Genomic DNA, 23,514 nt, shown 5'->3' on the forward strand with positions numbered 1-23,514 from the left:
CCTGGCCAAGCCCGCAACCCGATACAGGACCGGTATCACAACGTGCGGCGATGTGAAGGAGACGTGACGGGTGTCACTCCCTGAGGCAGGCGCCGTCACTTCTTGGAGTTGATGACCGCCTGCATGACGTTCTTCGCGATCGGCGCCGCCAGACCGCCACCGGAGATGTCGTCGCGGTGGGCGCTCTCGTCCTCGATCACCACGGCCACGGCGACCGGCGAACTGCCGTCGGGCAGCTTGGCGTAGGAGATGAACCACGCGTACGGGTTGGCGCTGTTCGCCACGCCGTGCTGCGCGGTACCGGTCTTGCCGCCCACGGTGACGTTCGGGATCTGCGCCCTCGTACCGGTGCCCTGCTTGACGACCGTCTCCATCATGTCCTGCAGGATCTGCGCGTTGGCCGGCGACAGCGGCCGGCTCATCTCCTTCGGCTCGGTCTTCTCGACCGGGTCGAGGTTGGAGGACTGCAGCGTGTCGACCATGTACGGCTTCATCAGCTTGCCGTCGTTGGCGACCGCCGAGGCGACCATGGCCATCTGCAGCGGCGTCGCGGCGGTGTTGTACTGGCCGATGGAGGACAGCGCGGTCTGCGACTGGTTCATGCCGTCGGAGAACGTCGACGCGTAGGCGCGGACCGGGATGAACTGCTCGGAGGTGAAGCCGAACTTCTTCGCCTCCGCCAGCATCTTGTCGTTGCCGAGGTCGGAGCCGATCTTGCCGAAGACCGAGTTGCAGGACCAGCGCAGCGCCTCCCGCAGGGTGGCGTTCCGGCAGGGGATGTTGCCCTCGTTCTTCAACGGGGTCGTCGTACCCGGCATGATCCACGGCAGCGGCGAGTTCGTCTGCTCGGTGTCCGACTTGTACAGCCCGTTCTCCAGCGCCGCCGCCGCGGTGACCACCTTGAAGGTGGAGCCCGGCGGGTAGGTCTCGCGCAGCGCCCGGTTCAGCATCGGGTCCGCCGGGTTGTTCTTCTTCTGGAGGCTGTTCCAGGCCTTGGCGTCCGTGTCGGTGGAGTTGCCCGCGAAGGACGAGGGGTCGTACGACGGGTAGGAGGCCAGCGCCAGGATCTTGCCGGTGGACGGCTCCAGGGCGACGACCGCGCCCTTGCCGCCCTGCTTGGACAGCCCGTCGTACGCCGCCTTCTGCGCGGCCGCGCTCAGCGTGGTGACGACGTTGCCGCCCTGCTGCTGCTTGCCGGTGACCATGTCCAGCGTCTTGCGGAAGAAGAGCCGGTCGTCGTTGCCGGTGAGGATGCCGTCCTCGACGCCCTCGAGGAAGCTGCTGTTGAAGGCCTGCGAGGAGTAGCCGGTGACCGGGGCCCACATGGGGCCGTTCTTGTAGGTGCGCTTGTACTTGAAGTCGCCGTGCTTGGTCTCGACCGAGCCGGTTATGGGGTCGCCGTCGACGATGATGTCGCCCCGCTGATGCGCGTACCGCTCGATGTTCACGCGGCGGTTGTCCGGGTCGGCGCGCAGTTTGTCGGCCTGGACGTACTGAAGCCAGTTGTCGCGGATCAACAGCGCCAGGACGAGAAGTCCGCAGAAGATCGCGATTCGGCGCAGTGGCTTGTTCACATCCGGCCTTTCCACAAGCTAACAGGTGCGCCTGTTGCTTCAGTCTCTCGGTGCCGATGGTCCTGGCGCTCATCCTTGGCCGCCCACAGTTTAGAGGCAGCGGCTGTGTGGCCCGGGCATGCCGTCCACAGCGACTGATCAGTAGACGCACCGGCGGCATGACGGGTTCCGGAAACGACGGACGGCTTCCGGTTCCGGCAGGTGCCGGTCCCGGAAGCCGTCCGTCAGGAACGCGCCGAGGGGCCGTTCAGCACTTCGGCGGGTTGCCGCTGGCCACGTTGAAGTAGTAGTCGGACGTGTAGCCCCAGACGTTCGCGCTGGAGCTGTTGTCCTTCACGTACCACCAGAGGTTGTCGCCGTAGACGCCCTCACCGCGGACCCAGCACTTCACGAAGGCGCCGTCGCCCTTGTACGCGCGGTCCACGACCGGCATGTCGGTGCTCGGCCCCTTGCGGATCTTGACGTTGTCCGTGTTCCAGCTGCCCCCGTACGCCCCGGCCGCCTGCGCGCTCGTGGCGCTGGTCACCGTGAACAGTGCGGCGCCGAGCGCGGCGGCCGCGCCCACCGCGAGGCGCTTGCCGCGCGTACCCATGCGAAGCATGAGATCCCCCATGTGTGTCGGTCGTCCCATCCCGTGATCACGGGACGGGGATGGTCGTCCGTCACTCTAGTGGGTGACCCGCAGCACAACGATCTTGATATGGGTGATCAGGATCACTCGACGGAACCGGCGCCGCCGGGGCGGACCACCTGGGTCATCTCGGCGTCGGGGTTCGTCGCGGGGGTGGGCGCCGGGCGGCGGGCCGTGTCGCTGATGCGGATCAGGATCCCGATCAGTGCCCAGTTGGCCAGCACGGACGAACCGCCGTACGCGACGAACGGCATCGTCATACCGGTCAGCGGGATGAGCCCCATCACACCGCCGGCCACGACGAACACCTGCAGGGCGAAGGCGCCGGACAGGCCGACGGCGAGCAGCTTGCCGAACGGGTCGCGGGCGGCGAGGGCGGTGCGCAGGCCACGCTCCACGATCAGGCCGTAGATCAGCAGCATCGCCATGATGCCCGCCAGGCCCAGCTCCTCGCCGAAGGTCGCGAAGACGAAGTCGGAGTTGGCGGCGAACTTGATCAGGTCCGAGTGTCCCTGGCCCCAGCCGGTGCCAAGGGTGCCGCCGGAGCCGAACGCCCACAGGGACTGCTGCAGCTGGTCGGAGTGGATGAAACCGTCGTGGGTGATCTGGCGGCTGAGCTGGTACTCGCGCATCGGGTCGAGCCAGGCCTGCACACGCGTCTTGATGTGCGATTCGAAGCTCGCCACGCCGACGGCACCGACCGCGGACATCAGCAGACCGAAGACGATCCAGCTGGTCCGTTCGGTGGCGACGTACAACATGATCACGAACATGCCGAAGAACAGCAGCGACGTGCCGAGGTCGGTCTCGAAGACCAGGATGAGGATCGAGATCGCCCAGACGACCAGGATCGGGCCGAGGTCACGGCCGCGCGGCAGGTACAGGCCCATGAAGCGGCGGCTGGCGAGGGCCAGCGCGTCGCGCTTCACCATCAGGTAACCGGCGAAGAAGACCGCGAGGACGATCTTGGCGAACTCGCCCGGCTGCAGGGAGCCCAGGCCGGGGACCCGGATCCAGATCTTGGCGCCGTAGATGTCGGCCCCGAGGCCCGGCACCAGCGGCAGGATCAGCAGGACCAGGGCGCAGAACATCGAGATGTAGGTGTAGCGCTGCAGGACCCGGTGGTCCTTCAGGAAGATCAGCACCGCGGCGAACAGGGCGATGCCCAGGGCGCTGTACAGCAGCTGACGGGGCGCGGCCGGGGCGTAGCCCTTCAGCGACTGCAGCAGCTTCGACTGGTCCAGCCGCCAGATCACGACGAGCCCGAGCCCGTTGAGCAGGGTCGCCAGCGGCAGCAGCAGCGGGTCGGCGTACGGCGCGAACTTCCGCACGGCGAGGTGGGCGACGCCGGCCAGCAGGCCGAGACCGAGGCCGTACTCCAGCAGCCCGGCGGGCACCTTGCTGCTGATGGCCAGGCCCACGTTGGCGTAGGCGAAGACCGGGATGGCCACGGCGAAGACCAGCAGGGCCAGCTCGGTGTTGCGGCGGCTCGGCGCACCGATGGCGCCGATCGTGGACGTGTGGTGCGTCGGCGAGTTAGTCGTACTGCTCATCGTGTGACGGGGCCTCTCGCGGCTCGGCTACTGCTTGCCGCACTGATCGACGACCTTCTGCTCATCCTCGGAGAGGCTCGGGCCGGGATTCGGAGTGTGGGACGTGGACGGGGGCTTCGACGGCGATGCCGGGGGCGTCTTGGACGCACCCGACGACGGGGTCGGCGTCGGTGATGCCTTGGACGTGAAGGCGGTACGGGTGGTTCCCGTGGTGCCTCCGGCCTCGCCCTGCCCCGTCTTCGCGTTCCGCTCGGACTCGGCGGCCTGGCGCTCCGCGTGCTTCCTGCACGCGGAGGCCTGCACGGACAGTGCCTCGATCTTCGCCTGGGCCTGCTGCAGACCGCCCGCGGCGATCGTGGCCTTCACCTGCTTCTGCTGGTAGGGCGGCAGGTACTTGAGTTCGATCTCCGGATGGTCCTTCTCCACCTTCGACAGCGACACCCAGGCCAGGTCCTGGCTGATCCCCCGGTACAGCGCCACGTGCTCGCCCTTGGCGCCGACGTAGTACTGCGTCTGCGTCCAGCGGTAGCCGCCGTAGAGGCCACCGCCGATGACGGCGAGGGCGAGGACGCCGTAGAGGGATCTCTTCAGCCACTTGCGCCCGCCGCGCGGCTTGGTGAAGTCGCCGTCGGCGTAGTCGCCGAAGCTGCCGTTCGGGATGTACCCGGTGGTGTCGCCGGAGCCCGGCGGGCCGAACTCGCCGCCGCCGTGCCCGTGCTGCTGCCGGCCCAGGTGGGAGGCGCGGCCGGCCGGGGTCTGCATGATGCCGTTGTCGTGCAGGTGGTGCTGGTTCTCGGCGACCGCGCCGACCACGACCGGCTGGTCGGACAGCTGCCCGGCCATGGTGTCGCCGGTGTCCAGGTCGAGGACGTCGGCGACGATGACGGTGATGTTGTCGGGGCCGCCGCCGCGCAGCGCGAGCTGGATCAGCTCCTGCACGGTCTCCTGCGGACCCTGGTAGCTGGCGAGGGTCTCCTCGATCGTCTGGTGGGAGACGACGGTGGACAGCCCGTCGGAGCAGATCAGATAGCGGTCGCCGGCCCGGACCTCGCGGATCGACAGGTCGGGCTCGACGTGGTCGCTGCTGCCGACGGCGCGCATGAGGAGGGACCGCTGCGGATGCGTGGTCGCCTCCTCCTCGGTGATCCGGCCCTCGTCGACGAGCCGCTGCACCCAGGTGTGGTCCTGGGTGATCTGGGTGAGGACGCCGTCCCGCAGCAGATAGGCCCGCGAGTCACCGACGTGCACCAGACCGAGCCGCTGCCCGGTCCACAGCAGTGCCGTCAGGGTCGTCCCCATGCCTTCGAGCTGGGGGTCCTCCGCGACCATGGAGCGCAGCTGGTCGTTGGCGTGCTGCACGGCCGTGCCGAGTGAGGTGAGGAGGTCGGAGCCGGGCACGTCGTCGTCGAGCGTGACCAGGGTGGAGATCACTTCGGAGGAGGCGACCTCGCCGGCGGCCTGGCCGCCCATGCCGTCGGCGATCGCGAGCAGCCGCGGACCGGCGTAACCGGAGTCCTCGTTGTGCCCGCGGATCATGCCTTCGTGCGATCCGGCGGCAAAGCGCAGTGACAGACTCATGCGCACCTCGCCCGTCGGCTCCGAATGCAGCCGGTCGTGTCGAGCCACACTGCCCACCCTCCGGTCGGGAGCGCGCCGGAGACCAGGGTGCGGCCTGCCGCTGCGTGCTCGCTCCGCTCGCTCATTGTCGTACTACTTCCGCAGCTCGATGACGGTCTTGCCGATGCGGATCGGCGCGCCCAGCGGGATCGGCGTGGGAGTCGTCAGCCGGGACCGGTCCAGGTAGGTGCCGTTGGTGGAGCCCAGGTCCTCGACGATCCACTGACCGTCGCGGTCCGGATAGATCCTGGCATGGCGGCTGGAGGCGTAGTCGTCGTCCAGCACGATCGTGGAGTCGTGTGCCCGGCCCAGGGTGATCGTCTGGCCCTGCAGCGCGACCGTGGTGCCGGTCAGTGTGCCTTCCGTCACGACCAGCTTGCTGGGGGCGTTGCGGCCGCGCCGGCCGCCGCCCTGCTGGCCACGCTGCTGCCCTCGCTGCTGCGGGGGCGCGGCGGCCTGCTGCCGGGGCGCCTGCTGCTGGCGGCCGGCCTCCCTACGCGATCCGCGCTGGGTGACGCGCGTACCGAACAGGTCGCTCCGGATGACCTGCACGGCCACGATCACGAACAGCCACAGTACGGCCAGGAAACCCAGCCGCATGACCGTGAGGGTCAGCTCTGACATTGCCCCCGCTTCACCCTTCGGCTTGCCTATAGATAACGGTGGTGCTGCCCACGACGATCCGCGAGCCGTCGCGGAGCGTAGCGCGGGTGGTGTGCTGCCCGTCCACCACGATGCCGTTGGTGGAGCCGAGATCCTGGATCGTCGAGGGCGTTCCGGTCCGGATCTCGCAGTGCCGGCGGGAGACGCCGGGGTCGTCGATCCGCACGTCGGTGTCGGTGCTGCGGCCCATCACCAGGGTCGCGCGGGAGATCTGGTGGCGGGTGCCGTTGATCTCGATCCAGTAGCGGGTGTGCCCGCCGCTCATCGGGGCGGCCGCGGGCCGCTGGGTGGCGGGCTGGGGGTAACCGTAGCCGCCGGGGCGGGCGCCGGGCGGCGGCGCGGACGGCATCGGGGGCGCTCCGGCGGGCGCGTTCGGCGGGTAGCCGTAGCCGCCGCCCGGGCCGCCCTGCGCGGGGCGGCCGGGGGCCGGGGCCGCCGGAGCCTGCTGGCTGCTGGAGGAGGCGAGAGTGCGCGAGCGCACCCGGTACAGGCCGGTGTCCAGGTCGTCGGCCTTCTCCAGGTTGACCTTGATCGGGCCCATGAAGGTGTAACGCTGCTGCTTGGCGTAGTCGCGCACCATGCCGGCCAGCTCGTCACCGAGCTGCCCGGAGTAGGGGCTGAGGCGCTCGTAGTCCGGCGCGCTCAGCTCCACGATGAAGTCGTTCGGTACGACGGTCCGGTCGCGGTTCCAGATCGTGGCGTTGTTGTCGCACTCGCGCTGGAGCGCGCCGGCGATCTCCACGGGCTGCACCTCGGACTTGAAGACCTTGGCGAAGGTGCCGTTCACCAGACCTTCGAGACGCTGCTCGAACTTCTTCAGGACTCCCATGGGGCACCTCCTCCGTCCCTGCCGTTGCCTTGCCCTGCTGTGTGCGCTGCCTTGCCCGGTTGTGCTGGTACTGCTTACTGATCGTATCTACGCGCCCGGCAATCAGCCGGTTCCCCCAGCGACTCCCCTTCGAACTCCCGGCGCGCACTCCTGCTGCCATGGATCGTAGAGGCGGGCGAAGACCAGTGTCCCGCACCCGGCTGTGGACCCGGCCCGCCTCCTGGGGAGATGCCCGGGACCGGTACGAGGTTGATACGTGAAACAGGTCTCCCTGATACGCGGACGGGGGCAGAGGCGGCGGCCGGGGCCGGGGTGACGGCGGGTGCGGAGGCAGGGCCGGGGCCGCGGTGGCGGCGGGTGCGGAGGCAGGGGGCCGGGGGTGTGGCGGCGGTGCGGTGCCGCCGGGCGGCGGGCGGAAAGGGATGTGAACCCACCCCATACGACGTGCTAATGTTCTGGATGTCGGAAGGGGCCGGCCCGAAAGGGACGGGACCGGAAGACACACCCAATGCGCGGGTGGCGGAATAGGCAGACGCGCTGGATTCAGGTTCCAGTGCCCGCAAGGGCGTGGGGGTTCAACTCCCCCCTCGCGCACAGAGAGGCTACGGGCCCATCGTGAAAACGGTGGGCCCGTAGTCGTATATGCGCCCACATGTACGGCCCGTGGTCGTATCCCCAGCTCCTTCCGATGTGAGGAAGCTCTCCCGCCGGCTCGCCGCCGGCGCCGGGTTGTCCACAGCTCGTCGTCCACAGCTCGTTGTCCACAGGGCCTGACGCGTTCCGCACGCCGGTTGTACGGTCTGCACGAGTTGATGTTCGTGCCGAAGGGCGTGGGGGAGGCGGTCGCGGTGACCGGAACCGGTGGGGAAGTGATCGCGGACGGGCAGATGCGCCGGCTGCCGCGGGTGCGCGGATTCGCCCAGTGGCCGCGGCAGGGCTCACCCAAGGAGGAGGGCAAGGCGCTGCGGACCAGCGTGCCGCGCGCCGCGCACCGCATGCTCGACCTGGACACCTCCCGCCCCGACGCGGTGAGCGCGGTCACCGCCTCCAACGCCGGCCGGATCCCGGAGCTGACCCCCATCCGCGTCGGCCGCATGGCGGCCACCCCGTTCGCCTTCCTGCGCGGCTCGGCCGGACTCATGGCCCACGACCTGGCCCGCACGCCCATGACCGGCATCGGCGCCCAGATATGCGGAGACGCCCACGCGGCCAACTTCGGCCTGTACGGCGACGCCCGCGGTGACCTCGTCATCGACCTGAACGACTTCGACGAGACCGTGCACGGCCCCTGGGAGTGGGACCTGAAGCGGCTCGCGGCCTCCCTGGTGCTCGCCGGGCGGGAAGCCGGCGCCGACGAGGACACCTGCCGCGCGGCCGCACGCGACGCGGTCGGCGCCTACCGCCGCACCATGCGGCTGCTGGCCAAGCTGCCCGTCCTCGACGCCTGGAACGCCATCGCCGACGAGGAACTGGTCTCCCACACCGACGCCCACGACCTGCTCGGCACCCTGCAGCGCGTCTCGGAGAAGGCCCGCGCCAACACCAGCGGCCGGTTCGCGGCGAAGTCGACCGAGGCGGCGGCGGACGGCGGACGCCGGTTCGTGGACGCCTCACCGGTCCTGCGCCGCATCCCCGACGCCGAGGCCCACGCCGTCGCCGCGTCCCTGGAGGAGTACCTGACGACCCTGTCCGAGGACCGGCATCCCCTGCTCGCCCGGCACGCGGTGCACGACGTGGCCTTCCGGGTCGTCGGCACCGGCAGCGTCGGCACCCGCTCCTACGTCGTGCTGCTCCTCGACCACCGTGAGCAGCCGCTGGTGCTCCAGGCGAAAGAGGCCCGGCCCTCCGCGCTCGTCCCGCACCTGGCCACGGCCGGGTTCGAGGCGCCCCCGGCGCAGCACGAGGGCCGCCGGGTGGTCCTCGGGCAGAAGCGCATGCAGGTCGTCAGCGACATCCTGCTCGGCTGGACGACCGTCGACGGGCGCCCCTTCCAGGTGCGCCAGTTCCGCAACCGCAAGGGCAGCGTGGACCCCGCCGCCCTCGCCGCCGACCAGATCGACGACTACGGCCGCATGACCGGCGCCCTGCTGGCCCGCGCCCACTCCCACAGCGCCGACCCACGGCTGATCGCCGGGTACTGCGGCAAGAACGAGGAACTGGACGAGGCGACAGCCACCTTCGCCGTCACCTACGCCGACCGCACGGAGGCGGACCACACCGAACTGGTCAAGGGAATCCGGGAGGGGCGGATCGCGGCTGAGCTGGGAGTCTGAGGCCTGACTGAGGGGCTCAGAGGGCGGAACCGCATCTCCCCGAGGGACACGGGGCCGCATCGCCTACCCTGGTCGCGTGACGACCCCGGAAGCCGATCAGGCCCCGCGGCCCGAGGAACGGCTCGAGCGGGCCGTACGGGCCGCCGAGCAGGCGTTGATCGAGTACGAGATCGCCGTCGAGACGTTCCGTGTCGAGGTCGAGAACTTCTCCCGGCTGCACGAACAGAGACTCGGCCCGCTCTACGCCCGCATCGAGGAGCTGGACGCCGAGATCGCCGAGGCGAAGGCCGCCCGCACCGGTGACCCGGAGGACATCCGCCGCGCCGAGGAGGCCCGCGCCCGGGTGATGCCGATCCCCGGCGTGGAGGAACTGCTGCACGGCTGGATGGACGGCCACGGCCTGTTCCCGGAAGCCGCCGCCATGCTGACCGGCCAGGCCGTACGGCCCCCGCAGCGGGTGCGGCCCAGCGAGGAGGCCCGCAAGCTCTACCGCGAGCTGGCCCGCAAGTCCCACCCCGACCTCGCACAGGAGGAAGAGGAACGCCGCCGGCGTGAGGAATTCCTCACCCGCCTCAACGCGGCCTACGCCCGCGGTGACGAGGCACTGCTGAAGGAGCTGGCCGAGGAGTGGGCCGCCGGCCCGGTACCGCCCGAGCGGCGACCGAGCCCCGCCGAGGAGCTGTACGCCCGCCTCGAATGGCTCGCCCAGCGCAAGGAGATGCTCACCCTCGTCGCCCGCGAACTGGAGGAGGGCGCGATCGCCGGCATGCTCCGGCTCGCCCCGGACGACCCCGACGGGCTGCTCGACGAGATCGCCGACAGGCTGCGCGCCGACATCGCCCAGCGGGAGGCGGAACTGGCGGCCCTGCAGGGGCGGGACTGAGCCGCACCGCGGTTCCGGACGCCCGCGGGACCTTCGGGTAGCGTCGGGGACATGAATTTCGCAGCTCGTGTGCCCACGGTCGAGATCACGGACCTCAAGGACGGTGACTTCCTGCTGGACGTCCGCGAGGACGACGAGTGGCAGGCGGGCCACGCCGAGGGAGCACTGCACATCCCCATCAGCGAGTTCGTGGCCCGCTACGGAGAGCTGACCGACGCCGCCCCGCAGGACGGCCGCGTCCACGTCATCTGCCGCTCCGGCGGCCGCTCGGCGCAGGTCACCATGTACCTGGTCCAGCAGGGCATCGACGCGGTGAACGTCGACGGAGGCATGCAGGTCTGGCAGGCCGCGGGCCGCCCGGTGATCACAGACGACGGCGGGCCGGGCCTGGTGCTGTAGCTCGTCCTGGCGGTCGCCGGGCTCGGTGTTGTAGCCCGCCTCGGGTTCCGGCCCGCCTTCGTGTTGTAGCCCGCCCCGGCGCCCCGGCGCCCCGGCGCCCCAGAGCCGCGGGGCCGCGGGGTCAGCCCAGCGGATGGGCGGCCAGCAGGTCCCCGAGGCTCTCCTCGTGCGCCGCAGCCGGGCCGAGCGCCAGCTCCAGGTGCTTGGCCCAGGCGTGATAGCGGTGCAGCGGGTAGTCGGTGTCGGCCCCGAACCCGCCGTGCAGATGCTGCGCCGTCTGCACCACCCGGCGTACCCCCTCCGCCGCCCAGATCTTCGCCACCGCGACATCCCCGGCCACCGGCAGCGCCCCCGGTGCCCCGGAGGCGATCCGCCAGGCGGCCTGCCAGAGCGTGGCCTCCATGGCGCGCAGATCGACGTACCGGTCTGCGGCCTGTACGGCCACCGCCTGGAAGGTCGCGATCGGATACCCGAACTGCTCCCGCTTGCCGGTGTACTCGGCGGTCATGCGCAGCACCCGCTCGCCCAGACCGAGCGCCAGCGCGCAGGTGCCGGTGGCCAGCAGCCCATACAGCCACGCCCAGGCGCCGTCGGCCTCGATGACCTCGCCCGCCTCGATCCGTACCGACGCGAGCCGCACTTCGGCCAGCCGCTCCCCGCTGGTGGACACCTGCTCGGCGAGGACCACCCCGTCCCGCTCGCGCGGTACCAGCGCGAGGACGGTCCGGTCGGCGGCCGTGCCCTCGACGTGGGCCGGTACGACGACGAGGTCCGCGTCGTACGCCCACGGCACCGCCGTCTGCACCCCGTCCAGCACCCAGGCCGAGCCCTCCCGCCCTGCGCCCACGGCCAGTTCGGCCGGGTCGTGGCCACTGCGGCCGTTCGCCGCGACGGTCAGCACCAGTTCGCCCCGTCCGGCCGGAGCCAGGAGGCGTTCCGCCAACTCCGCACCGCCATAGGCCTGTACGGCCGCTGCCGCCGCGCTGTGCTCCAGCAGCGGCACCCGGGCGAGAACCTTGGCGGACTCACGCAGCACCAGGCACAGCGCGATCGCGTCCAGACCGGAACCGCCGTGTGCCTCGTCGAGCAGCAGACTCAGCAGGTCCGCCTCGGCCAGCCGGGACCACAGCCGACGGTCGAAGCCCTCGGCCACGGCTCCGGTGGTGAGCGCCGGGCTGGGCACCGCGTCCGGCACCACGTCGGCGAACACCCCGCGCGCCGCCTCGGCCGCCGCCCGCTGCTCCTCGGTGAAGGTGAAGTCCACGGCCTATCCCTCCGACGGTGCGGTCACCTGACGGGGCGTCAAGATAGAACAGGTTCTAGGAGAAGGGAACGGTGCGGAGCCGCTGTGTTCCTGGGGGCCTCCCTCCCCTCCCCCCTCCCCACCCCAAGCCGAGTCGGCCCCGTGCAGGCCTCAGCGGTCGAAGTCCAGCTCCACCTGCTCCGTCAGCGGATGCGACTGGCAGGCCAGTACATATCCGGCTTCCGTCTCCTCCGTCTCCAGTGCGAAATTGCGGTCCATGCGGACCTCGCCCGAGACCAGGAAGGCGCGGCATGTCCCGCACACCCCGCCCTTACAGGCGTAGGGCGCGTCGGGGCGGTTGCGCAGGACCGTCTCCAGCAGGGACTCGCCCTCCCGCACCGGCCAGGTGCCACCGCGCCCGTCGAGCCGGGCGATGACCGTGCTGTGGGCGGGCGTCCCGGTGGCGGCGGCCGGCGGCGAGCCCGCGTCCACATGGAAGATCTCCTGGTGGATACGGGACCGGTCCACGCCCAGCTCGCGCAGCGCCTTCTCCGCGCCCTGCACCAGTCCGAACGGCCCGCACAGGAACCAGCCCGTGACGTCGCCGACCGGCAGCAGCGCGGGCAGCAGTCCGGTGAGCCGCTCCCGGTCGAGCCGGCCGGACGGCAGGCCCGCCTGCTGCTCCTCGCGGGAGAGCACGGTCACCAGCTGAAGCCGCTCGGGGTAGCGGTCCTTCAGGTCGGCGACCTCCTCCAGGAACATCGTCGAGGCGGCCGTGCGGTCGCTGCGTATCAGGCAGAACCGGGACGCCGGCTCGCGTGCCAGCAGTGTGGCGACGATGGACAGCACCGGGGTGATGCCGCTGCCGCCGACGACCGCCGCGTACAGCCCCGGCGCCGGTTCCAGGGTGAAGCGACCGGCCGGGGTCATCACCTCCAGCTCGTCGCCGACGTTGATCTCCTTCAGCGCGTAGGTGGAGAAAGCCCCTCCGTCCACCAGCCGCACGCCCACTGTCAGGCTGTCCGGGCCCGCGCCGGCCGGGTCGGGCGCGGGGGAGCAGATCGAGTACGTGCGCCGGATCTCGGTGCCGTCGACCCGTCGGCGCAGCGCCAGGTGCTGGCCGGCCGCGTGCCGGTACTCCTCGCGCAGTCCGGGCGGGACGGTGAAGGTCAGGGCGACGGAGTCGTCGGTGATCCGGTCGACCGCGGCCACCGGGAGCGGGTGGAAGCGTGCCATCACAACTCCTTGAAGTGGTCGAACGGTTCACGGCAGGCGAGGCAGCGGCGCAGGGCCTTGCACGCGGTGGAGGAGAACCTGCTCAGCAGCTCGGTGTCGGCGGATCCGCAGTGCGGGCAGCGGACCGGTTCGGCCTGCGTCTGGTGCGTGCGCGTCGGGCCGAGGGTCAGCGGAACCGGGCCGGGGGCGCTGTGCACGCGCGGGGGAGCGATGCCGAACTCCCGGAGTTTGGAGCGGCCTTCGGGGCTGATGTCGTCGGTCGTCCAGGCCGGTGCGAGCACCGTGCGGACTGTGACCTCGCGCATGCCGTGGGCCCGCAGCACCCGTTCGATGTCCACGCTCATCGCCTCGATGGCGGGGCAACCGGTGTAGGTGGGGGTCAGATCGACCTCGACCGTGTCGCTGCCGAGGAGGCGTACCGCGCGTACCACTCCCAGCTCCTGGAGCGTGAGCACCGGCAGTTCGGGGTCGGGGACCGAGCCGGCCAGCTCCAGCAGCTCCGCTTCCAGGGCGGTGGCGGTCACCATGACGCCCCCGGGTGGCTGCGGTGCAGATGCTGCATCTCGGCGAGCATCCGTCCGAACGGCTCGGTGTGCAGGCCCTGCCGGCCGGCACCGGCCGACCAGGCGCCGGTGCGCGGGCCCTCGGGGAGGGGGAGGGTCGCACGGGTGAGGACGTCTGCGACGGATTCCTGCCAGCGTGCGTCCAGGCCGGCCCAGTCGGCGTCGAGGCCCTCCACCGGCTGGAACAGCTCACCGGTGAACCTCCACAGCGCCTCGCAGGCGCGGCGCATCCGCTCGTGGCTGGTCTCCGTGCCGTCACCGAGGCGGAGCGTCCACTGCTCGGCGTGGTCGCGGTGGTAGGCGACCTCCTTGACCGCCTTCGCGGCGAGGGGTGCGAACGGGCCGTCGCCTGCGGTCAGTTCGGCGTAGAGCAGGTGCTGGTAGGTGGAGAAGTACAGCTGGCGGGCGATCGTGTGGGCGAAGTCGCCGTTCGGCTGCTCGACCAGCTGGAGGTTGCGGAAGGCCCGCTCCTCGCGCAGGTAGGCCAGTTCGTCCTCGTCACCGGCCAGGGACAGCAGCACCCGCGCCTGCCCGAGCAGGTCGAGGGCGATGTTGGCGAGGGCGACCTCCTCCTCCAGGACGGGGGCGTGCCCGGCCCACTCCCCCAGCCGGTGGGAGAGCACCAGGGCGTCGTCGCCGAGGGCGAGCGCGGCGGTCACCGGGACGGTGGCGGGGCCGGTGGCGGTCACAGGTGCTTCACCCCTTCCGGGATCTCGTAGAAGGTCGGGTGCCGGTACGGCTTGTCGGCGGCCGGTTCGAAGAACGGGTCCTTCTCGTCCGGCGAGGACGCGGTGATCGCGGCGGCCGGTACGACCCAGATCGACACGCCCTCACCGCGGCGGGTGTACAGGTCGCGGGCGTTGCGCAGGGCCAGTTCCGCGTCGGGGGCGTGCAGGCTGCCGGCGTGGGTGTGGGAGAGGCCGCGCCGGGAGCGCACGAAGACCTCCCACAGGGGCCAGTCGGTGGTGCTCATGCTCGCTGCGCTCCTGTCTCGTGTCCTGCCGCACCGGTGCCGTCCGTGCCGCCGGTGTGTTTGGCCGCGTAGGCGGCGGCCGCTTCCCGCACCCATGCGCCCTCGGTGTGGGCGCGCCGGCGCTGGGTGATCCGCTGTTCGTTGCACGGGCCGTTGCCCTTGAGGACCTCCCAGAACTCCGTCCAGTCGATCGGGCCGAAGTCGTGGTGCCCGCGCTCCTCGTTCCACCGCAGGTCCGGGTCGGGGAGGGTGAGGCCCAGGGACTCGGCCTGGGGGACGCAGATGTCGACGAAGCGCTGGCGCAGCTCGTCGTTGGAGTGGCGCTTGATCTTCCATTCCATCGACTGTGCCGAGTGCTGGGACTCGTCGTCGGGCGGGCCGAACATCATCAGCGAGGGCCACCACCAGCGGTCGACGGCGTCCTGTGCCATCGCGTGCTGTTCCGGGGTGCCCTTGCTGAGGGCCAGCAGCAGCTCGTAGCCCTGGCGCTGGTGGAAGGACTCCTCCTTGCAGATCCGCACCATCGCGCGGGCGTACGGGCCGTAGGAGCAGCGGCACAGCGGCACCTGGTTGGTGATCGCGGCGCCGTCCACCAGCCAGCCGATTGCGCCGACGTCGGCCCAGGTCAGCGTCGGGTAGTTGAAGATCGAGGAGTACTTCTGGCGGCCGCTGTGCAGCTTGTCCAGCAGTTCGTCGCGGCCGGTGCCGAGGGTCTCGGCCGCGCTGTACAGGTACAGGCCGTGGCCGGCTTCGTCCTGGACTTTGGCCATCAGGATCGCCTTGCGCCGCAGGGAGGGCGCGCGAGTGATCCAGTTGGCCTCCGGCTGCATGCCGATGATCTCGGAGTGGGCGTGCTGCGCGATCTGCCGGACCAGCGTCGCGCGGTACGCGTCGGGCATCCAGTCGCGGGGTTCGATGCGTTCGTCTGCGGCCACGGCCGCGTCGAAGGCGTGCTGGTAGGCCGCCGTGTCGACGGTGTCCGGTGCGCCGTCCGCCTCCGTGCGGGCCGTGCGCTGCGCGGCTGCTGTGGCCATGCGGTCCCCCTGACTTCGGGCTCTTCGGTGAACCTTTCCCGACCGATCGTTCGGTCCGTGCGGAATCAATGGTGTGCCGGGCCGGTGTGGGGTGTCAACCGCTGTGGAAAACTCGGTGGGCGGCCTGTGGACAAGGAAGTGGGAGGGCGCGTACGGCGGGGTGCTGGAGCCGTACGGCGTGGCGAGGACCACGGCCGGGTCCCGTACCCGGGGCTGCGCCCGGTGGCCGGGGCTGAGTACCGTTCCGTGGACGCCGGGAGTGGCGTACGTGAATCATGGGGTGGTCGTGGCGGGCGCCGCATCACGGAGCCGGGCCACTGAGCCGAACGAATGAGCCGAAACGGGGACGGGGCGGAATGGACGCGTACGACGAGGACCCGCGGGCCCGACTCGGGCCCAGCGGGTCGGCGGGGGCGCGTCTCCCGGAGGAATCCGCAGCCGACGCCGACCGCCCAGCCGACGCCGACCGCCCAGCCGACGCCGACCGCCCGGCCGACGCGGACACCCCGGAGGACGCGGACGCGGCGGCCCGGGAGGATGCGGCGGCGGCCGACGGCTCCCGCGACGCGGACGGCGCGCAGGCGGCCCCGGTGGCGCGGGGAGGGCGAGAGGTCGCTGCAGCCCTGCCTTCCCAAGCGGCCCGGAGCAACCGCGAGGCTCGGCGGGCCCACACCGCGCGGAAAGACGCCCAGGCCTCGTCGGCCACAGCAGTCACGACGGCTCAGACGGATGAGCCCGGTGTGCCCGCACCCCCGGCCGCAGCGGCCGGGTCCGACGTCACTCCGCCGCCCCCCGCCCCCCGTACCGGGGTAGCCGCCCTCTCCCCCCGCTATCAGGTCGCCGCGGCGCTGGCGCTCGCGGTGGTGGGTGTTGCCGCCTGTGTGCATCTGCTGATGGTGTTTCTCAGCCTCGCCCCTGAGAACACGGTCACCAAGCAGCACGGCAAGGCGGTGGAGCAGTGGGTGTACCCGGAGTTCGAGCAGAACTGGAAGCTGTTCGCCCCGAACCCGCTGCAGCAGAACGTCGCCGTCCAGGTGCGGGCCGAGGTGCAGATGAAGGACGGCAGCCTGCGCACCACCGGCTGGACCGACCTGTCCGCCCGGGACGGCGCCGCCATCGACGGCAACCCGGTGCCCAGCCACACCCAGCAGAACGAGCTGCGCCGCGCCTGGGACTTCTTCGCCGCCACGCACACCGCGGACAACCGTCCCGTCGGCACGCGCGGTTCCCTCTCCGAGCAGTACGTGCGCCGGATCGTCGTGATGCGCCTGTACCGGAGCGATCCGATCAGCCGGGACGGCGTCATCCAGCGGGTGCAGGTCCGTTCCAGCACCACCAACGTGCAGCCGCCCGCCTGGAGCCGTGAGCGGGTGTCCGACAAGCCGGTCTACCGCGTGGTGCCCTGGTGGACGGTGACCCCCGACGAGGCCGCCGGAGGTGTGCGGTGAACCAGTTCTCCCTGAGCCTGTCGCGCGGGATCGCCCGTGTGACCGGGGCGGCCCTGGGGCCGTACCAGAGCGCCGTGATCCGCATCGGCTTCGCCGGGACCTGGCTGCTGTTCCTGCTGCGCGAGTTCCCCCACCGCCAGGAGCTGTACGGCCCGGCCGGACCGTGGGGCTGGAACCTTGCCAAGGAGCTGACCGCCGACAACCACGCCTTCACGACTCTGCTGTGGTCCGACGGGCAACCGTGGTTCGAGTGCTGCTACGCGCTGGCGATACTCGCCAGTGCGGCGCTGCTGCTCGGCTGGCGTACCCGGACGGCGTCCGTGCTGTTCATGGTGGGTGTGCTGTCGCTGCAGAACCGCAGCGTCTTCGTCGGCGACGGTGGCGACAACGTCCTGCACCTGATGTCCCTGTATCTCGTCTTCACCCGGTGCGGACAGGTGTGGTCCCTGGACGCGCGGCGGGCGGCGCGCGCCGGGGCGGCACGCGCGCGTGGGGAGCGGGTTCCCGCCGACCGGTCGGGGCCGGCCCTGTGGGCAGTGCTCGGCCTGGCGCTGCTCCTGGCGACGTTCACCGGCCGCTTCGACAACGGCTGGCTGATTCCGGCGCTGCTGTGGACGGCCTGGGCCGTGCTCGGCCTGTGGTGGGCCGTCGGCCGCTGGGTGAAGTCCCCCGAGCCGCGGATGCTGCTGGACGTCATCGCCAACGTCCTGCACAACGGCGCCCTGTTCGTGATCATGGCGGAGGCCTGTCTGATCTACGCGACGGCCGGCTGGTACAAGATCCAGGGCTCGCGCTGGCAGGACGGCACCGCCGTCTACTACCCCCTCCACCTGGACTACTTCTCGCCCTGGCCCGGACTCGCCGACCTGATGTCCTCCAGCGGAACGGTCATGATGGCCGCCGCCTACGGCACGGTCATGGTGCAGGTCGCCTTCCCGTTCACCCTGTTCAACCGGCGGGTCAAGAACGTCCTGCTGGTGGTGATGATGCTCGAGCACGCGGTGATCGCGGTCGTCCTCGGACTGCCGTTCTTCTCCCTGGCGATGATCACCGCGGACGCGGTCTTCCTGCCTACGCCGTTCCTGCGCCGGCTGGGCGCGCTGGTGGCACGCGCGCGTGCGCGGATCGTCCGGCGTGACGACCGTACGGTGCCCGCACCCCGCTCCTCCCCCGAAGAGGCGCCTGAAGAGGCGCCCGAAGAGACGCCTGAGGAGAGCGCGCAGGGCCGATGGGGGTCGTCCCCCCGTGCGAGCGCGGCCGAGCGTGGGGCAGAGTTCACCGCATGACCGACCCGCTGACCCGCTGGCGCGCGCACGCCGATGCCGCCGTGCTGCTCGACGGTTTCCATGCCCTCAAACACGCGCTGCGTTTCGGGGCCCAGATCCCGGTGGCGGTCACCACCGACCGGCGGGCCGCGCTCGCCCTCGCCGGGGAACTGGCCGACGACGTACGGGACGCGCTGGACACGCTGCTCACGGAGGTGTCCGCGCAGATCTACGCCTCCCTCGTCCCGCGGCCCCACCCGACCGGCGTGGCCGCGCTCGCCGTACGGCCGTCACGCGAGGACAACCTGCGCGCGCTGGCCCGCACGCCGCGCACCGCCCCGGTCGTGGTCCTGGACAACCCCCGCAACCTGGGCAACGCCGGTGCCGTGATCCGGCTGGCCGCCGGCTTCGGGGCGACCGGGGTGGTCACCACGGGCACGCTCGACCCCTGGCATCCCACGGTGGTCCGCGGCGGCGCCGGCCTGCACTTCGCGACCGCCGTGGAACGCCTCGGCGTCGACGAGCTGCCGGCCGGGCCGCTGTTCGCGCTCGACCCGGAGGGCGAGGACATCCGCGGCACCAGGCTGCCCGACGACGCCGTGCTGGCGTTCGGCTCGGAGCGCAGCGGACTGTCGGCCGAGCTGCGCGCGCGTGCCGACCATCTGCTGGCCCTGCCGATGCGCCCCCAGGTCTCCAGCTACAACCTCGCCACCAGCGTGGCGATGACGCTGTACCACTGGAGCGCGACCGGGGGCGCGGTCCCGGCTCCCTAGGCCTCCCGACGCACCTCGACGACCCGGAACCGGTTCGCCACGAACGCGCCGTCGCACAGCGCGGCGTTCGCCGCCGGGTTGCCGCCCGAGCCGTGGAAGTCGGAGAACGCCGCCGTCTGGTTGACGTACACCCCGCCGGTCAGGTTGAGCGACAGCTGGGCCGCCTCCTGCAGGCACACCTCCTCGACGGCCTGCTCGACCCCGGGGTCGGTGGTGTAGGCGCCGACCGTCATCGCGCCCTTCTCGCGGACCGTGCGGCGCAGCAGCTCCACGGCGTCGGTCACCGAGTCGACGGCGACGGCGAAGGAGACCGGGCCGAAGCACTCGCTCATGTAGGCGGCCTCGTCGTCCGGCTTGGCGCCGTCCAGCTTGACGAGAACGGGCGTACGGACCACCGCGTCCGGGAACTCCGGGTTGGTGATCTCTCGGGAGGCGAGGGCGACTTCACCGAGGCCGGCGGCGGCTTCCAGGCGGGCCTTGACGTCGGGGTTGACGATGGCGCCCAGCAGCGCGTTCGCGCGCGTGTCGTCGCCGAGGAGGCCGTCGACCGCGCGGGCGATGTCGGCGCTGACCTCGTCGAAGGTCTTGGCGCCCTGCTCGGTCCGGATGCCGTCCCTGGGGATCAGCAGGTTCTGCGGGGTGGTGCACATCTGGCCGCTGTACAGGGACAGCGAGAACGCCAGGTTGGACAGCATGCCCTTGTAGTCGTCCGTGGAGTGCACGATCACCGTGTTGACGCCGGCCTTCTCGGTGTAGACCTGCGCCTGGCGGGCGTTGGCCTCCAGCCAGTCACCGAAGGACGTCGACCCGGTGTAGTCGATGATCCGGATCTCGGGGCGGGTGGCGAGGGTCTTGGCGATGCCCTCGCCGGGGCGCTCGGCGGCCAGCGCGACCAGGTTCGGGTCGAAGCCGGCCGCGGCGAGCACGTCCCGGGCCACCTGCACGGTCAGCGCGAGCGGCAGCACCGCGCGCGGGTGCGGCTTGACCAGGACCGCGTTGCCCGTCGCCAGGGAGGCGAACAGGCCCGGATAGCCGTTCCAGGTCGGGAAGGTGTTGCAGCCGATGACCAGGCCGATGCCGCGCGGCACCGGCGTGAACCGCTTGCTGAGGACGAGCGGGTCACGCTTGCCCTGGGGCTTGTTCCACTCCGCCGTCCCGGGCGTGCGGACCTGCTCCGCGTACGCGTACGCCACCGCCTCCAGGCCGCGGTCCTGGGCGTGCGGGCCACCCGCCTGGAACGCCATCATGAACGCCTGGCCGCTGGTGTGCATGACCGCGTGCGCGAACTCGTGCGTCCGGTCGCTGATCCGCTTGAGGATCTCCACGCAGACCGCGGCCCGCAGCTCGGCGCCCGCGTCCCGCCAGGCCTGCTGTCCGGCCTTCATCGCGGGCAGCAGGGTGTCGACGTCCGCGTGCGGGTAGGTCACGCCCAGCTCGATGCCGTACGGCGAGACCTCACCGCCCACCCAGTCGTCCGTGCCGGGCTGGCCGAGGTCGAGGCGGGAGTTCAGCAGGGCGTCGAAGGCGGCCTTGCCCGCCGCCGCGTCCAGGCTGCCGTTCTCGCCGTAGGCCTTGGGATGCTCGGGATGCGGGGACCAGTACGCGCGCGTACGGATCGCTTCCAGGGCCTGGTCGAGAGTGGGCCGGTGCTTCGCGATCAGCTCGTCGGTGGTCAGTTCGGCGGCCATACGGGACCAACTCCTCGTCGGGAGAACTCGTCGTCGAGTTCATGACCTGGGCAGAAACATGGACAGGCAATCGAGGGGTGCGGCGCGAAGCGCCTCGATCAGGGTGATGACGGGCGGGACGGTCAGAGCTAGAGTAACCGAACGATCGGTCGGGACAAGGGGGTCCGCCGCATCTGTGGAAAACGTCGTGCGGGAGGATCGCGCACATGACAGCACTCGACCTCAGCAGCCCCGTGGCCGTCGTCGGCACCGGGACCATGGGCCAGGGCATCGCCCAGGTCGCGCTGGTCGCCGGCCACCCGGTGCGGCTGTACGACGCCGTCGCCGGGCGCGCCCGGGACGCGGCCGCAGCGATCGGCGCCCGCCTCGACCGGCTCGTGGCCAAGGGGAAGCTCACCGGTGCCGACCGGGACGCGGCCCGCGCCCGCCTCGAGCCGGCGGAGAGCCTTGCGGAGCTGGCGGACTGCGGGCTGGTCGTCGAGGCCGTCGTGGAGCGGCTGGACGTCAAACAGCAGCTCTTCGGCGAGTTGGAGGAGGTCGTCGCCGAGGACTGCCTGCTCGCCACCAACACCTCCTCGCTGTCGGTGACGGCCATCGGCGGCGCCTTGCGTCATCCCGGCCGCTTCGTGGGACTGCACTTCTTCAATCCGGCGCCGCTGCTGCCGCTGGTCGAGGTCGTCTCCGGGTTCGCCACCGACGTCACGTCGGCCACGCGCGCGTACGAGACCGCCCGCGCCTGGGGCAAGACCCCGGTGGCCTGCGCCGACACCCCGGGGTTCATCGTCAACCGGATCGCCCGGCCGTTCTACGCCGAGGCCTTCGCGGTCTACGAGGCCCAGGCCGCCGACCCGGCCACCATCGACGCCGTCCTGCGCGGGTCCGGCGGCTTCAGGATGGGCGCCTTCGAGCTGACCGACCTGATCGGGCAGGACGTCAACGAGTCCGTGACCCACTCCGTGTGGCAGTCCTTCTTCCAGGACGTGCGCTTCACCCCGTCCCTGGCCCAGCGGCGGCTGGTGGAGTCCGGCCGCCTCGGCCGCAAGACCGGGCACGGCTGGTACGACCACGCCGAAGGCGCCGAGCGCCCCGAGCCGCACACCGCCGACAAGGAGCAGCCGCCCGCGTACGTCGTCGCCGAAGGCGGCCTCGGCCCCGCGGCCGAACTGCTCACGCTGATCCGCGAGGCGGGCATCCAGGTCCGCGAGGAGGACGAGGACAACGGCACCCGCCTGGTGCTGCCGAGCGGTGGCCAGCTGGTCCTCGCCGACGGGCAGACCTGTGTGGAGTTCCGGGACGTCGTCTACTTCGACCTCGCCCTGGACTACCGCGCGGCCACCCGCATCGCGCTGTCCGCGTCTGCCGACACCTCGCCGCAGACCCTCACCGAGGCCACCGGCCTCTTCCAGGCCCTCGGCAAGGACGTCAGCGTCATCGGCGACGTCCCCGGCATGATCGTCGCGCGTACCGTCGCCCGTATCATCGACCTCGCCCATGACGCCGTCGCCAAGGGCGTGGCCACCGAGGAGGACGTCGACACGGCCATGCGCCTCGGTGTGAACTACCCGCTCGGCCCCTTCGAGTGGGACCGCAGGCTCGGCCGCGAGTTCGCGTTCGACGTCCTGGACGAGATGCACGAGCGCGACCCCTCCGGACGTTACGCACCCTCCCTCGCGCTCTACCGCCACGCGTACGCCATCGACGACAAGCGGGAGGGCACCTCATGACCACGGCCAGGCGCGACACGTACACACCCGAGACGCTGCTCTCCGTGGCCGTGCAGGTCTTCAACGAGCGCGGCTACGACGGCACCTCCATGGAGCACCTCTCCAAGGCGGCCGGCATCTCCAAGTCCTCGATCTACCACCACGTCAGCGGCAAGGAAGAGCTGCTGCGCCGGGCGGTCAGCCGCGCCCTGGACGGTCTGTTCGCCATCCTGGCGGAGGAGCACGCGTGCGTGGGGCGCCCCGTCGACCGGCTGGAACACGTCGTGCGGCGCATGGTCGAGGTGCTCATAGGCGAGCTGCCGTACGTGACGCTGCTGCTGCGCGTGCGCGGCAACACCGCGACCGAGCGATGGGCGCTGGAGCGGCGCCGCGACTTCGACCACCGGGTAGCGGAACTGCTGAAGGCCGCGGCGGCCGACGGGGACGTACGCGGCGACGTCGAGGTCCGCCTGGCCACCCGGCTGGTCTTCGGAATGATCAACTCGATCGTGGAGTGGTACCGGCCGGACCCGCGGGGCGCCGGTGACCGGGAGGTGGCCGACGCGGTGGTGCGGCTGGCCTTCGCGGGCCTGAGCCGGGACTGATCCTCACCCGTCGGGTTCCAGGTCCTCCTCCTCGAACACCAGCAGCGTGCGGGTGCTGAGCACTTCGGGGATCGCCTGGAGCCGGGTGAGCACCACCTCGCGCAGCGCCCGGTTGTCGGGCGTGTGCACCAGCAGCAGTACGTCGAAGTCGCCGCCCATGAGGGCGATGTGGGAGGCGCCGGGCAGCTGCCTGAGCTGCTCGCGGACCGTGCGCCAGGTGTTCTGGACGATCTTCAGCGTGATGTACGCCGACGTGCCGTGGCCCGCCCGCTCGTGGTCCACGCGCGCGCTGAACCCCCGGATGACGCCGTCCTCGACGAGCCGGTTGATGCGCGCGTAGGCGTTGGCACGTGAGACGTGGACGCGTTCGGCGACGGACCGTATCGAGGCGCGGCCGTCCGCCTGGAGGATCTTCAGGATGTCCTGGTCGATGGCGTCCAGCGGGCGGGGCGGCAACGGGGCGCCGCCCTGCGGTCCGTCGGCCATTTGTTCAGCTGACATTGCCCCCCGCTCCCTCGCCGTGGACGTCCTGCATTCATTGCAGGCTGTGGAGAACCGTTT

At 71.2% G+C, this 23,514-nt stretch carries 22 protein-coding genes and 1 tRNA gene; 9 read left to right on the forward strand and 14 right to left on the reverse strand.

What is annotated here, in order from left to right:
- Positions 1–95: 95 nt before the first annotated feature.
- From ACZ7GZ_RS09520 to ACZ7GZ_RS09545, 6 genes are all read right to left on the reverse strand, one after another.
- A complete protein-coding gene (locus ACZ7GZ_RS09520) occupies positions 96–1,574 on the reverse strand; it encodes a peptidoglycan D,D-transpeptidase FtsI family protein (protein WP_471022402.1) in 1,479 nt (492 codons plus the stop codon).
- Between the two features lie 247 nt (positions 1,575–1,821).
- Positions 1,822–2,166 (reverse strand): SH3 domain-containing protein, encoded by a 345-nt coding sequence (locus ACZ7GZ_RS09525; protein ID WP_471022403.1) that lies wholly within the window; start codon positions 2,164–2,166, stop codon positions 1,822–1,824.
- A 122-nt stretch (positions 2,167–2,288) separates the two neighbouring features.
- The gene (locus ACZ7GZ_RS09530) at positions 2,289–3,758 is read right to left on the reverse strand and encodes an FtsW/RodA/SpoVE family cell cycle protein (RefSeq protein ID WP_471022404.1); all 1,470 of its coding nucleotides are present in this window, start codon (positions 3,756–3,758) and stop codon (positions 2,289–2,291) included.
- Positions 3,759–3,785: 27 nt separating this feature from the next.
- A complete protein-coding gene (locus ACZ7GZ_RS09535; RefSeq protein WP_471022406.1) occupies positions 3,786–5,336 on the reverse strand; it encodes a Stp1/IreP family PP2C-type Ser/Thr phosphatase in 1,551 nt (516 codons plus the stop codon).
- Between the two features lie 132 nt (positions 5,337–5,468).
- Positions 5,469–5,999: an FHA domain-containing protein FhaB/FipA gene (locus ACZ7GZ_RS09540; protein WP_450795258.1), complete on the reverse strand. Its 531-nt coding sequence runs from the start codon at positions 5,997–5,999 to the stop codon at positions 5,469–5,471.
- Positions 6,000–6,009: 10 nt separating this feature from the next.
- Positions 6,010–6,867, reverse strand: a complete 858-nt coding sequence (locus tag ACZ7GZ_RS09545) for an FhaA domain-containing protein (RefSeq protein WP_471022407.1) — start codon at positions 6,865–6,867, stop codon at positions 6,010–6,012.
- Between the two features lie 510 nt (positions 6,868–7,377).
- On the opposite strand from ACZ7GZ_RS09545, the gene ACZ7GZ_RS09550 reads away from it, so the two are divergent.
- The 4 genes from ACZ7GZ_RS09550 (at position 7,378) to ACZ7GZ_RS09565 (ending at position 10,422) form a co-directional block, all read left to right on the forward strand.
- Positions 7,378–7,461 (forward strand) — tRNA-Leu (locus tag ACZ7GZ_RS09550).
- A gap of 218 nt (positions 7,462–7,679) precedes the next feature.
- On the forward strand, positions 7,680–9,140 hold the full coding sequence (locus ACZ7GZ_RS09555) for a DUF2252 domain-containing protein (protein WP_471022408.1): 1,461 nt from the start codon (positions 7,680–7,682) through the stop codon (positions 9,138–9,140).
- Positions 9,141–9,216: 76 nt separating this feature from the next.
- Positions 9,217–10,023, forward strand: coding sequence for a hypothetical protein (locus ACZ7GZ_RS09560; protein WP_471022409.1), 807 nt, complete (start codon positions 9,217–9,219; stop codon positions 10,021–10,023).
- 69 nt (positions 10,024–10,092) lie between these two features.
- Positions 10,093–10,422: a rhodanese-like domain-containing protein gene (locus ACZ7GZ_RS09565; protein ID WP_471022638.1), complete on the forward strand. Its 330-nt coding sequence runs from the start codon at positions 10,093–10,095 to the stop codon at positions 10,420–10,422.
- Between the two features lie 121 nt (positions 10,423–10,543).
- Here ACZ7GZ_RS09565 and ACZ7GZ_RS09570 read toward each other — a convergent pair whose 3' ends face one another.
- The 6 genes from ACZ7GZ_RS09570 to paaA form a co-directional block, all read right to left on the reverse strand.
- Entirely contained in the window at positions 10,544–11,686 is a 1,143-nt protein-coding gene (locus ACZ7GZ_RS09570) for an acyl-CoA dehydrogenase family protein (RefSeq protein WP_471022410.1), read from the reverse strand.
- Positions 11,687–11,836: 150 nt separating this feature from the next.
- Positions 11,837–12,901, reverse strand: a complete 1,065-nt coding sequence (locus tag ACZ7GZ_RS09575) for a 2Fe-2S iron-sulfur cluster-binding protein (RefSeq protein ID WP_471022412.1) — start codon at positions 12,899–12,901, stop codon at positions 11,837–11,839.
- On the reverse strand, positions 12,901–13,428 hold the full coding sequence (paaD, locus tag ACZ7GZ_RS09580) for a 1,2-phenylacetyl-CoA epoxidase subunit PaaD (RefSeq protein ID WP_471022413.1): 528 nt from the start codon (positions 13,426–13,428) through the stop codon (positions 12,901–12,903). The genes ACZ7GZ_RS09575 and paaD overlap by 1 nt, the downstream gene beginning before the upstream one ends.
- Positions 13,422–14,153 (reverse strand): 1,2-phenylacetyl-CoA epoxidase subunit PaaC, encoded by a 732-nt coding sequence (paaC, locus tag ACZ7GZ_RS09585; RefSeq protein WP_471022414.1) that lies wholly within the window; start codon positions 14,151–14,153, stop codon positions 13,422–13,424. Before paaC ends, paaD begins: the two co-directional genes overlap by 7 nt.
- Positions 14,150–14,437, reverse strand: a complete 288-nt coding sequence (gene paaB, locus ACZ7GZ_RS09590; protein WP_014673816.1) for a 1,2-phenylacetyl-CoA epoxidase subunit PaaB — start codon at positions 14,435–14,437, stop codon at positions 14,150–14,152. Before paaB ends, paaC begins: the two co-directional genes overlap by 4 nt.
- A complete protein-coding gene (paaA, locus tag ACZ7GZ_RS09595; protein ID WP_471022415.1) occupies positions 14,434–15,471 on the reverse strand; it encodes a 1,2-phenylacetyl-CoA epoxidase subunit PaaA in 1,038 nt (345 codons plus the stop codon). Before paaA ends, paaB begins: the two co-directional genes overlap by 4 nt.
- A 356-nt stretch (positions 15,472–15,827) precedes the next feature.
- Here paaA and ACZ7GZ_RS09600 point away from each other — a divergent pair, with 356 nt between their 5' ends.
- From ACZ7GZ_RS09600 to ACZ7GZ_RS09610, 3 genes are read left to right on the forward strand one after another with little or no spacing between them, the layout of a single operon-like run.
- Complete coding sequence (locus tag ACZ7GZ_RS09600) at positions 15,828–16,919, forward strand: DUF5819 family protein (protein WP_471022416.1); 1,092 nt, start codon at positions 15,828–15,830, stop codon at positions 16,917–16,919.
- On the forward strand, positions 16,916–18,205 hold the full coding sequence (locus tag ACZ7GZ_RS09605) for an HTTM domain-containing protein (RefSeq protein ID WP_471022418.1): 1,290 nt from the start codon (positions 16,916–16,918) through the stop codon (positions 18,203–18,205). The genes ACZ7GZ_RS09600 and ACZ7GZ_RS09605 overlap by 4 nt, the downstream gene beginning before the upstream one ends.
- Positions 18,202–18,957: a TrmH family RNA methyltransferase gene (locus ACZ7GZ_RS09610; protein ID WP_471022420.1), complete on the forward strand. Its 756-nt coding sequence runs from the start codon at positions 18,202–18,204 to the stop codon at positions 18,955–18,957. The genes ACZ7GZ_RS09605 and ACZ7GZ_RS09610 overlap by 4 nt, the downstream gene beginning before the upstream one ends.
- Here the strand turns inward: ACZ7GZ_RS09610 and paaN are convergent.
- Positions 18,954–20,645: a phenylacetic acid degradation protein PaaN gene (paaN, locus tag ACZ7GZ_RS09615; protein ID WP_471022421.1), complete on the reverse strand. Its 1,692-nt coding sequence runs from the start codon at positions 20,643–20,645 to the stop codon at positions 18,954–18,956. The genes ACZ7GZ_RS09610 and paaN overlap by 4 nt on opposite strands.
- Positions 20,646–20,851: 206 nt before the next feature.
- Here paaN and ACZ7GZ_RS09620 point away from each other — a divergent pair, with 206 nt between their 5' ends.
- Together ACZ7GZ_RS09620 and ACZ7GZ_RS09625 are read left to right on the forward strand one after the other, a co-directional pair.
- The gene (locus tag ACZ7GZ_RS09620) at positions 20,852–22,369 is read left to right on the forward strand and encodes a 3-hydroxyacyl-CoA dehydrogenase (RefSeq protein WP_471022422.1); all 1,518 of its coding nucleotides are present in this window, start codon (positions 20,852–20,854) and stop codon (positions 22,367–22,369) included.
- Positions 22,366–22,953 (forward strand): TetR/AcrR family transcriptional regulator, encoded by a 588-nt coding sequence (locus ACZ7GZ_RS09625; protein ID WP_471022424.1) that lies wholly within the window; start codon positions 22,366–22,368, stop codon positions 22,951–22,953. Before ACZ7GZ_RS09620 ends, ACZ7GZ_RS09625 begins: the two co-directional genes overlap by 4 nt.
- Before the next feature lie 3 nt (positions 22,954–22,956).
- On the opposite strand, the gene ACZ7GZ_RS09630 is transcribed toward ACZ7GZ_RS09625, so the two are convergent.
- Complete coding sequence (locus tag ACZ7GZ_RS09630; RefSeq protein ID WP_471022639.1) at positions 22,957–23,439, reverse strand: Lrp/AsnC family transcriptional regulator; 483 nt, start codon at positions 23,437–23,439, stop codon at positions 22,957–22,959.
- Positions 23,440–23,514: the final 75 nt, after the last annotated feature.

The organism is Streptomyces sp. NPDC037288 (assembly GCF_055603265.1).

What these genes read in the sequence shown, in the direction of transcription:
- ACZ7GZ_RS09525 (WP_471022403.1), bottom strand. Translation starts at nt 2,166, where the DNA reads ATGGGTACGCGCGGCAAGCGCCTCGCGGTGGGCGCGGCCGCCGCGCTC.
- ACZ7GZ_RS09530 (WP_471022404.1), bottom strand. Translation starts at nt 3,758, where the DNA reads ATGAGCAGTACGACTAACTCGCCGACGCACCACACGTCCACGATCGGC.
- ACZ7GZ_RS09535 (WP_471022406.1), bottom strand. Translation starts at nt 5,336, where the DNA reads ATGAGTCTGTCACTGCGCTTTGCCGCCGGATCGCACGAAGGCATGATC.
- ACZ7GZ_RS09540 (WP_450795258.1), bottom strand. Translation starts at nt 5,999, where the DNA reads ATGTCAGAGCTGACCCTCACGGTCATGCGGCTGGGTTTCCTGGCCGTA.
- ACZ7GZ_RS09545 (WP_471022407.1), bottom strand. Translation starts at nt 6,867, where the DNA reads ATGGGAGTCCTGAAGAAGTTCGAGCAGCGTCTCGAAGGTCTGGTGAAC.
- ACZ7GZ_RS09555 (WP_471022408.1), top strand. Translation starts at nt 7,680, where the DNA reads ATGTTCGTGCCGAAGGGCGTGGGGGAGGCGGTCGCGGTGACCGGAACC.
- ACZ7GZ_RS09575 (WP_471022412.1), bottom strand. Translation starts at nt 12,901, where the DNA reads ATGGCACGCTTCCACCCGCTCCCGGTGGCCGCGGTCGACCGGATCACC.
- paaD (WP_471022413.1), bottom strand. Translation starts at nt 13,428, where the DNA reads ATGGTGACCGCCACCGCCCTGGAAGCGGAGCTGCTGGAGCTGGCCGGC.
- paaB (WP_014673816.1), bottom strand. Translation starts at nt 14,437, where the DNA reads ATGAGCACCACCGACTGGCCCCTGTGGGAGGTCTTCGTGCGCTCCCGG.
- paaA (WP_471022415.1), bottom strand. Translation starts at nt 15,471, where the DNA reads ATGGCCACAGCAGCCGCGCAGCGCACGGCCCGCACGGAGGCGGACGGC.
- ACZ7GZ_RS09600 (WP_471022416.1), top strand. Translation starts at nt 15,828, where the DNA reads ATGGACGCGTACGACGAGGACCCGCGGGCCCGACTCGGGCCCAGCGGG.
- ACZ7GZ_RS09610 (WP_471022420.1), top strand. Translation starts at nt 18,202, where the DNA reads ATGACCGACCCGCTGACCCGCTGGCGCGCGCACGCCGATGCCGCCGTG.
- paaN (WP_471022421.1), bottom strand. Translation starts at nt 20,645, where the DNA reads ATGGCCGCCGAACTGACCACCGACGAGCTGATCGCGAAGCACCGGCCC.
- ACZ7GZ_RS09620 (WP_471022422.1), top strand. Translation starts at nt 20,852, where the DNA reads ATGACAGCACTCGACCTCAGCAGCCCCGTGGCCGTCGTCGGCACCGGG.
- ACZ7GZ_RS09625 (WP_471022424.1), top strand. Translation starts at nt 22,366, where the DNA reads ATGACCACGGCCAGGCGCGACACGTACACACCCGAGACGCTGCTCTCC.
- ACZ7GZ_RS09630 (WP_471022639.1), bottom strand. Translation starts at nt 23,439, where the DNA reads ATGGCCGACGGACCGCAGGGCGGCGCCCCGTTGCCGCCCCGCCCGCTG.